Raw genomic sequence first — 2210 nt, 5'->3', positions numbered from 1 at the left:
ATATTAAAAATTATTGAAGAAATGGGCTTTGATATTAATACCATTAACATACCTATTACCCTCTCTGGTTTTAAACCTAAAAAATCAAATACAGGAAAAGGAAAAACGAGAAAACCGAAGTATCAGTTTAATGAAAATGGGGAGATTAAATACTGGTCAGGAAATGGAAAAAGACCATTAGGTTTACAAAAACTGCTTAATGAAGGCCATTTATTAGATGAGTTTTTAATTAAAAAATAAGAAAATCCTCGGAGTGAAAATTGCTGTACTCACTGCTCATATTTTAACATTACTCGCTTTCTCTTTTTGCTTGCATTTCCATTTTTGGGAGATTGCAAGCTTCTTTTTATCGGTGATTAATTAAGTTATCTATCAGCCAAGGGTGAAAAAATAGATCCCCGATTAATGCCGGGTTTTTTAAGGAGTATAGAATGACTAAAAGCAGGTTATTCCCTACTATGTTTAATTTATTTATCAGCGATTATATACTCGGTTTATGTTGCATTTATATAATATGCTATGATTATTTAAAAGAGTGAATGCAGAGATATTAAGGATTTTGTATAAATGGTGGGTTTGAATAAATGTAACTTTTCAGAAAGAGAATTAATTTCATTTAATCAAAAATCATTAACCATTAATAGAAAGTTGAAAATAAATCAGTATGCAGAAGGATAGTATTTTACTAGGCTGGCATTTAGGTGATTTTTAGTCATTATTGTATGAATAAAACTATAAAAATAATGTAATAGAAAAATGGATGAAACGGTTAATTTAGCAGGATTTAAGCCTTGAAAAAGGAGGTGATTATCCGAGAAAACAAAAAGGGGTATTTTTATCTCATCAGGCCATTTACTTGCTGATTTATGAGAGCAAAATAAAGGGTGGTAACTTATTGAAACTGCTTAAAATAACGTCAGTAAAGATAAAAAGTGAGTATGATTGACGTTAGTTAAACATAAAAAACGATAGTCGATGGTGATTAAACTTCATAAAAAGCAGGTGTTAAAATTGGTAAAAATAACAGTGAAAACTTTATCCTGATTAAAACCATAAGTTAAAATAATGACTTTTAATAACGTTTAAAGCTTGCCCATCATATATTTACCTAACTTGCCATAATCACTTGAAAGTATGAGTGCAGAGATATTAAAGCTTTTATATACAAAGTGGATTTAACTCAATAAATTTAACTTTTCAGAAGGAGAATTAATTTCATTTAATCGAAAGCCATTAATCATTAATAGTGAGTTGAAAAAATCAGCATGTAAAAAATACTATCTGATCAAATAGGTATTTAAGCGTTTTCTTGTTGTTATTTTATGACGAAAATCCTAAAAATAACGCAATAAAAAATGAATAAAATGGTTAATTTGGCAGGATTTAAGATCTGAAAAAGGAGGCTTATTAAAACTGCTTGAGATTGCCAGTAAAACAGCATCAGTAAAGATAAAAAGTGAGTATGATTAACGTTGGTTAAACATAAAACATGATATCCGATGATGATTAAACTTAATAAAAAGCAGGTGTTAAAGTCGGTAAAAATAATGGTGAAAACTTTATACTGATTAAAACCGTAAGTTAAGGCAATGACTTTTAATAACATTTAAAGCTTATCCATCATGTATTCACTTAACCTACATAATCATTTAAAATCACGAATGTAGAGATATTAAAGCTTTTATATAAAAAGTGTATTTAACTCAATAAATTCAACTTTTCATAATGAGAGTTAATTACATTTAATAGAAAATCATCAACCATTAATAGCAAGTTGAAAAGAAATCAGCACGTAAAATCACATTATCCGAACAAATGGGTATTTAAGTGCTTTCTCGTTGTTACTTTATGAAGAAAATTCTAAGAATAACGTAATAAAGAAATGAATAAAGCGGTTAATCTGGCAGTATTTTAGCCTTGAAGAAGAGGGTGATTATCTGGGAAAACATAAAGGGATTTATTTATATCATCAGGAGATTTATTTTCTGATTTATGGAAGAAAAATAAAAGGTAGTGACTTATTAAAACTGCCGGTAAAATAACATTAGTAAAGATAAAAAGTGAGTATAATTAAACGTAAAATACAATATTCCATGATGATTAAAATAAATAAAAAGCGGGTGTTAAAAGTAGTAAAAAACCGTTAAAACTCTATACTGATTAAAACCATAAGTTAAAGCAATGACTTTTAATAACGTTTAAAGCTTGCC

Annotated in this window: 1 protein-coding gene; it reads left to right on the top strand. The window is 28.1% G+C overall.

What is annotated here, in order from left to right; translation table 11 throughout:
• Positions 1-240 (top strand): H-NS histone family protein (locus LGZ99_RS24155; protein ID WP_262979818.1); only part of this gene is annotated, 240 nt, incomplete at its 5' end.
• Positions 241-2210 lie beyond the last annotated feature (1970 nt).

The organism is Photorhabdus temperata (assembly GCF_025384845.1).
GTDB classification, from domain to species: Bacteria; Pseudomonadota; Gammaproteobacteria; order Enterobacterales; family Enterobacteriaceae; genus Photorhabdus; species Photorhabdus temperata.
Note: the sequence above shows the minus strand (reverse complement) of the source record. Positions and strands in the feature narration are given on the sequence as shown.